This window comes from Bradyrhizobium sp. BRP56, from assembly GCF_020194035.1.
GTDB lineage: Bacteria > Pseudomonadota > Alphaproteobacteria > Rhizobiales > Xanthobacteraceae > Bradyrhizobium > Bradyrhizobium australafricanum.
The window spans coordinates 40,797-46,796 of sequence record NZ_JADYVV010000075.1 but is presented as its reverse complement, the minus strand read 5'-3'; the positions used below and the strand labels follow the sequence as shown (position 1 = coordinate 46,796).

At 59.6% G+C, this 6,000-nt stretch carries 6 protein-coding genes and 1 pseudogene; 1 reads left to right on the top strand and 6 read right to left on the bottom strand.

What is annotated here, in order from left to right; genetic code table 11:
• Nucleotides 1-1,817 precede the first annotated feature (1,817 nt).
• Complete coding sequence (locus I6F38_RS36245; protein WP_028144135.1) at nucleotides 1,818-2,015, top strand: hypothetical protein; 198 nt, start codon at nucleotides 1,818-1,820, stop codon at nucleotides 2,013-2,015.
• A 1,199-nt stretch (nucleotides 2,016-3,214) separates the two neighbouring features.
• On the opposite strand, the gene I6F38_RS36240 is transcribed toward I6F38_RS36245, so the two are convergent.
• From I6F38_RS36240 to I6F38_RS36220, 6 genes and pseudogenes are all read right to left on the bottom strand, one after another.
• Nucleotides 3,215-3,409 carry a hypothetical protein gene (locus tag I6F38_RS36240; RefSeq protein WP_011090973.1) on the bottom strand — a complete coding sequence of 65 codons (195 nt, stop codon included), beginning with the start codon at nucleotides 3,407-3,409 and terminating at the stop codon, nucleotides 3,215-3,217.
• Nucleotides 3,406-3,595 (bottom strand): annotated as a pseudogene (locus I6F38_RS36235) (hypothetical protein). The gene I6F38_RS36240 and the pseudogene I6F38_RS36235 overlap by 4 nt, the downstream one beginning before the upstream one ends.
• Nucleotides 3,596-3,776: 181 nt before the next feature.
• Nucleotides 3,777-4,058 carry a hypothetical protein gene (locus I6F38_RS36230; protein WP_011090974.1) on the bottom strand — a complete coding sequence of 94 codons (282 nt, stop codon included), beginning with the start codon at nucleotides 4,056-4,058 and terminating at the stop codon, nucleotides 3,777-3,779.
• A gap of 763 nt (nucleotides 4,059-4,821) precedes the next feature.
• Nucleotides 4,822-5,052: a hypothetical protein gene (locus tag I6F38_RS36225; RefSeq protein ID WP_016847165.1), complete on the bottom strand. Its 231-nt coding sequence runs from the start codon at nucleotides 5,050-5,052 to the stop codon at nucleotides 4,822-4,824.
• A 291-nt stretch (nucleotides 5,053-5,343) separates the two neighbouring features.
• Nucleotides 5,344-5,478, bottom strand: a complete 135-nt coding sequence (locus tag I6F38_RS44105; RefSeq protein WP_016847164.1) for a hypothetical protein — start codon at nucleotides 5,476-5,478, stop codon at nucleotides 5,344-5,346.
• Nucleotides 5,479-5,499: 21 nt separating this feature from the next.
• Nucleotides 5,500-5,850, bottom strand: coding sequence for a hypothetical protein (locus I6F38_RS36220; RefSeq protein WP_161170744.1), 351 nt, complete (start codon nucleotides 5,848-5,850; stop codon nucleotides 5,500-5,502).
• Between the last annotated feature and the right edge of the window lie 150 nt (nucleotides 5,851-6,000).

Genomic DNA, 6,000 nt, shown 5'->3' with positions numbered 1-6,000 from the left:
ATGGCCGCATGACCGTCGCCGACGATTTTGTCGTCGCTCTGGTCGGGCTACGCCCTCCCGACGCAACGACAAAATCGTAAAGCCCCGCGTTCAGCATAACCCGGCAGGAATCCACTTAAATCCAGCGCGGCGCTGTCCAAACAACCGGGGCCAGCTCTGAGGTCGAGGGCCGCGTCAAGGCGATCAGCGGTAACCGCAGACGCATTTAAAGTGGTCATGGGTGTGGGAATTTTCGGTTAGCGTTGCCGCTGAGCGGCTGCATTACCTCGGCTATGAGCCGATGACGGACAAGGTGTCCGTCAGGCAGTCACGGGCGCGCCCTCGAATCGCGCAACGTCGCCATGAGTGGTACATAGCAGAACGGGACCTCAACCGCAATACGAAAAGTCAAATCAAGTTTTGTTACAAGTTGTATAGTTATGGGTTTGCGCTCTACCGCCCCTCATCGACTCGTTAGTTTCGGTAGCCGAGTCGGCTACCGACCCAAAAAGTAGATACACCGCGTAGATACACGTCGAAACGGCAAGATTTTAACATATTGAAATATAATAGGAAATCTCATCATTACCTGTGGTTACATTCCGCTAGGGAGCGCCATTTAAAGAAAATAATACAATAAAATCAGCTAGATAGCCCCAGAGGGCCATTCATATTACACACCTGTTTGCACATCATTGGCATGATGACCGCAATGCTCTTTCTGTCGTCAGCGCCGCGAAGCGGCGGAATGCCGCCATTAAAAGCAGCCGATCTCCGAGTTGGGGCAGTCGCTCTCGAAATGGAGGATGGGGAGAAGCGGTAGTGGCACGTCAAGCTGCATTGCCGCCAACTCTGCCGCCGCGCCTAATCGATCGTGAGGCCTCCGCAGCATATGCCTCGGTTAGCCCGAACACGTTTGACCTTCTCGTGACGGCGGGAAGCATGCCCAAGCCGCGGGTCATTCCGGGTACGAGACGACTGGCTTGGGACGTTCGCGAACTCGAGCGCGATCGACGCTCTGCCTCACCACGGGGAAGAGCACGCGACCGGCGTTGACGCCGATGTTGGTTGGGAGAGGTAGGCCATGCCTCGCAAACTGCCACCAAACGTCGAGCGCAACGTCGTCAAGGGGCATGCGTATCTGTCGTTTCGGATCGGAAAGGCTTGGCATCTGCCACAGTACGGGGACGCCTCAACACCTGCCGGCGCGACGCGGTTCAACCGCAAGGTTCGGCAGCAACAGAGATATGCCAAACAGCGCGCCGAGCGCCTGGCCGCGATGACGCCCCGACAGCGAGCGACGCACGACGCCTGGCACCGAGCCCGTCGCCCGGGCCTATGGGAGGCTATTTGGTTTTTTCTGAGATGAAGTGTCGACTATGCCTGTTCGGCCGAATGGTGGGATTGTCCCAACGACAGCCGCCGAATTAGAAGCGATGTTGGTTGGGGATCCTATCCGATGACGCGAAGACGCTCTTCGACGTCATTGTGTTCGACGGGTCAAATCCTGCGGCCTCGGTTACGCGAAAGTCTCGTAAGAAGGCTCGCAAATGAACCGTGGCTCGCTTCGCAATCGTCAGGCCGTCGCGTGGGCAATACTTCTTGCCGGCCTCGGGCTGTTCGTCGCGCTCTATCCTCCTTGGTAAGGGCCTTTGGGGAGGCCCTGCAAACGCCCGTTGATGTGGCCGAGGAAGCTGTCACATTACTTTGACGTACAGGTGCCAATTTTGTAGGCGCTGGGATTTCGGAGCCCAGACCGGAATACGCGGCGAACGCTGCCAAGCGAATATATTCCGCTTGTGCAGCGTTCAGGATCCTCTCAATTTCGGGAGTTCGGCGTGTTTGATGCTGAAATGACTGCGCTGCTCAGGGCGGTGCTCGACGAAGTTTGCGAAAATATTCCTGTAAGCGAAACGGGCGCCAGAGCGTACGTTGCTTCGAAGCTGCTCGATGCTGCGGCACATGGACAGCTCTCAACCGACGCGTTGAAAGCGGCGGGTCGCAAGGCCTTGAACCCACCAACGATGTGGCGCTGATTATCCGCTCCACATCACTCGATCACATCGTATTCGAAGGCGACGCCCTCCGGGTCGTTCTCCTCGAACCATCGTTCCGCGGCGTCCACCGTCGCGAAGACTTGATGTGATCGACGTCGCCGACCTGCTTGGCGGTGTTCACATAGACGCCCACCGTTGTGTTCCTTTTCAAAACTCGAGCCGGCGCTGTCCGTATCTAACCCAGTGTCCGAACCTGATTTAAGGGCCTAACATGGTAGAAGGCAAGCCAGCGGGGAAAGGCGATCCCACGTCCCGCGCGGGCAACAGGAAGGCTGAGCCATTGATCAACATTGCTGAGTGCCGCGAGCAGGCTAACCACTACAAGAGACTTTCTGGCGTGAGCGGCATTTCCAAGGATCGCGCCGCCGCCCTGAAAAACATCGCCCGAAGTTTCGTGGGTTTGGCTGGCCAGCTGGATAGACTGGCTTCCCGTGCGAGGAACGAGCAGAGGTAAGCAGCCTCAGCTGATGGCCTTAGTTACCAAGGTCGGCGGTTCTTTTTTTTGACCTTGGGAAATTTACGGTGGGCGCCGGTTCACGCTGGTGGGCCTAGCACTCCCGGCGCTCAAATCCGCAATTGGATCGGCAACCGGGAGCATTGGGGCTGGAATTGCCATGCCCAGCCATGTCGGCCCTCCAAGTGACAATACGTAGAAAACCGAAGTCCGGTAGTTGTCCGGACTCCATTTTCGGAACGGGGTGTTCTACTGAAGGAACACCGGCGCGATTTGAGCACTAATTTTTTTGTTATTCCGGGAATGCCGCAGTGGGGCTGGAACCACGCTGCGGCTTTTCCCATTCGGGGCGTACTGGTCCCAGCTGCGTTCCGTCGGGCAAACACTAACCTTTGACCCCTGCGGTAGCCTGCATCATAACTGTCACATGAAGAAAGGCGACGTGACGTGCCCTGATTGTTCGGCGGGATCTCGCCGGATCGAACTTGAATCCCGCAAGGGCAACGCCGGGCACTACAAGTGCCTGATCTGTGAGCGCGTCCTAGAGGTCTTCGACGGCTCCCGGGAGATTGCTTATCGGCTCGCCGTACAGCCGTCCGACTTGCATCCTGTGAGAGAGTAAGGCCGCCTCAGTTGGCGGCGCCTTATTGGTCCCTCTTCAGCTTGCGCCGGCCCCAGTGAGGCTCTTTGCCCTTCGGGTTAAACTCCGGGACGTGGTGGCGGTTCAATGCCCGCATGACCCCGATGCTGGCAAACATACTCGGGCCTCCACCTTCATCGCGGCTTGCCATTCCGATGCGGCGTGCTCTTTCTTCGGCGACGCGGCGATGTACTCGCCGGCGTCGAGCTGCGTCACCAGTATGCGATCGCCGATCGTGATCGGATCCTCGAAACGCCGACCCCAGCCTCGTTCCGTCATTCCTTCCGCTTCAGCTCAGGTCTCGCGGCAGCAATGGCGCGTTCAACCTCGTCGGCCAGAACTGTCAGATGCTCGGCCAGCCTTGTGAACATCTCGCTTCTTGGGTTCAGTAGCAAGATCGCGGATCAAGGCGCACTCGGCAGCATCCGTGCGGAGCTTTTCTAACTGAGCCTGCATGTCCTTCATTGCGACCGGTTCCGTTCCCGATGAGGAACTATACCGCTTTGGGCACAAGTGGACAGAACTGATTGCCGGTTTTTCCTATGCTCGTCACCACCTGGCGACCCCATTACCGCCAAGGTCACCTCCAACGGCCCCGGCCTCCACACTTCAAAAGCCCCCATGGCCGGGGCCGTTTTTAAGGTGGCTACCGATAGCCCATGTCGCCGATCGGCCCTTTTGCGTTCCAGTTGAAATCCGGTCGTACGTCTGCGCCGCGCCCGGCGCAGGCGGTGCAGACGAAGCGCGGCTCGACATCTGACAGCCGAACATCGTCGGGCCAGCGATCGGTGCCGAGCGCAACGTGACGGCCGCAGGGGCAATACATGAGGACGCCGCGCAAGCCCATCTCGCGCATCTCGCCAAAGGTGATCTTGATTGGCCGACCCTCGGCGTGCGTGGGCGTGTGGCGGCGGGCAGGGTGAGGCATGCCGAGATCCAACCGCTGCGCGGGCGACAGTCAAATTATCGATTACTGGTGGCTCGGACCGCGCGCGAGCTACTGCGCGTCGTGGGTGTGGAAAAGCGCTCACTGCGATCGACAGCTGGTTTTGCGCCCGCCGGCCGAGGCGGTGAACGACGAGAGCGCGGGGCTTCGGTCCCGCGCCCAGATCAGCGGAAAATGGTTGTTCCTATATTGAAGGGCTGACGGATCCGCAGGGCTCATGGGTTAGGAGCACGTGCCCGTGCCAACATTCACGGTGCGTTTGGGCGAAGCCAATCAAGGCCAGGATAATCAAAGCCACTGCGACGCATCCGGCTACAACGTTCTGCATCATGGCTGCCACTCCAGGTAAACTGTGACTGGCTTACTCGGCCAGGCTCCGCCTCGCTGCCGCGCACCGCGCTGGGCGCCCGGTCACCGAGTGATCACCGCGGACGGTGACCGGGCGGACAAGCTATCTGGCGGGCCTTCTCAAAGCGGCGTGAGAATCTGCCAGATGACCACCAGCACCACGACCACCATCATGACGTAGATAATCCTACGGCCGGTCTGGTTTATTTGGCTCATCGGATCACCCTGCACGGTTTGCCCTTCTTGCGCAGTGGCCCGCCATCTGGTGTCGGCCCTCCGAGGTGCAAGGCCCACATGATGCCACCCCCCAGCTTGCGCCCGTCTACCTCGATCGGATCATCCTCGAACGGGCGCCCCAGCCTTGATCGGTCATTGCCACGGGCTGACACCGCCTGCGCTATCTGGCGAAACCGGAGTCTAGAAGCTTCAGAGTCGAAATCGGCCACTTGCCGTCGTGGCCACCGATCGAGATCCGGAGCCCGTGCACCTCGTCAAGGAAGACGTGATCAACCGTCCCCGCCTTACCGTCGGTCAGGATAGCCCCCCTGCCGATTAGCTCCGTCTCGGCAGCATGAAGTTCTCGAAGGATGTTCGTCGCTCGTTTGGTCCAGTCATCGGACATGGTCATGCCCTACGCGGCTGGCGGATTAGTGAAGATCAGTCAGAGCGGCAGATGCATTGAGGCCATCGGCGCTTCGCGCGAATCAGTGCCGCCAACCGTCCTTGTCGAGCTCGACCCTGAAACCTTCCGGCAGCCGCGGCGTCTCGCCTTCGGTCACGACTTGCAGCGCGGCTTACTTCGGTGGGCGCAAATCGCCTTGAAGCCACCGGCCATTGGAATGCATGGAATCTTCATGCGCTGCGAATGTCGTAAGTGCGTGATTGCAGACAGCGCAGCGAAACCTGTGCAAGTCCACGCTTAGGCTTGCTGACTGCGAATGTCGAGTTCGGCCGCGTCGATCAACGCTTTGGCGGCGGCAAATTGCCCAATTAGCGTGTCGAGAACGGCGGCTTGGGCTTGGATGGTGGCGATGTTGGCAGCGATTGTTGCCATGATGGAGCATTTCGTTTTTTGCTAGGTGGGATCGTAGTCGGTCGCAGCGAAGCCGCCGAACGACGGCCACGGTGCTGCGGGTTCAGGCGCGGGCATGATCGGCTTGTAAGCCGGCTTCGGCAGCGGCGGTGGTGGTGACGGCGGCGCAGGTGGTGCGGCTGGCGCTGGCTGCTCTACACGCGAAGGGAGAGGAGCAGACGCGACCTTCACGATCGGCGGAGCCGGAAGCGCTGGAAGAGATGCTGCGCGAGCCTTGGCGCGATCGATGCGCTCTCCCAGTCCTTCCAACAGGCTAAACTCAACCCGCTCCTGGAACGCATTGACGCGAACATGCTTGCCGATCAGCTCCAGGCGGCGCAGTCGATCACTCAACCTGATCTTCTTGACGTGACCGACTTGCCTACGCTCCTCGCCCGCCCCTTCGTATAGCGCGTCGATCTCGACACCGGCAACGAGGCCTTGCCGCCAAATTTCCGGCCAAGCGTCTATGGGCTTGAGGTCGCCGCGCTCGTCGTACAGGTC

What these genes read in the sequence shown, in the direction of transcription:
- I6F38_RS36240 (WP_011090973.1), bottom strand. Translation starts at nt 3,409, where the DNA reads ATGACGGAACGAGGCTGGGGTCGGCGTTTCGAGGATCCGATCACGATC.
- I6F38_RS36230 (WP_011090974.1), bottom strand. Translation starts at nt 4,058, where the DNA reads ATGCCTCACCCTGCCCGCCGCCACACGCCCACGCACGCCGAGGGTCGG.
- I6F38_RS36225 (WP_016847165.1), bottom strand. Translation starts at nt 5,052, where the DNA reads ATGACCATGTCCGATGACTGGACCAAACGAGCGACGAACATCCTTCGA.
- I6F38_RS44105 (WP_016847164.1), bottom strand. Translation starts at nt 5,478, where the DNA reads ATGGCAACAATCGCTGCCAACATCGCCACCATCCAAGCCCAAGCCGCC.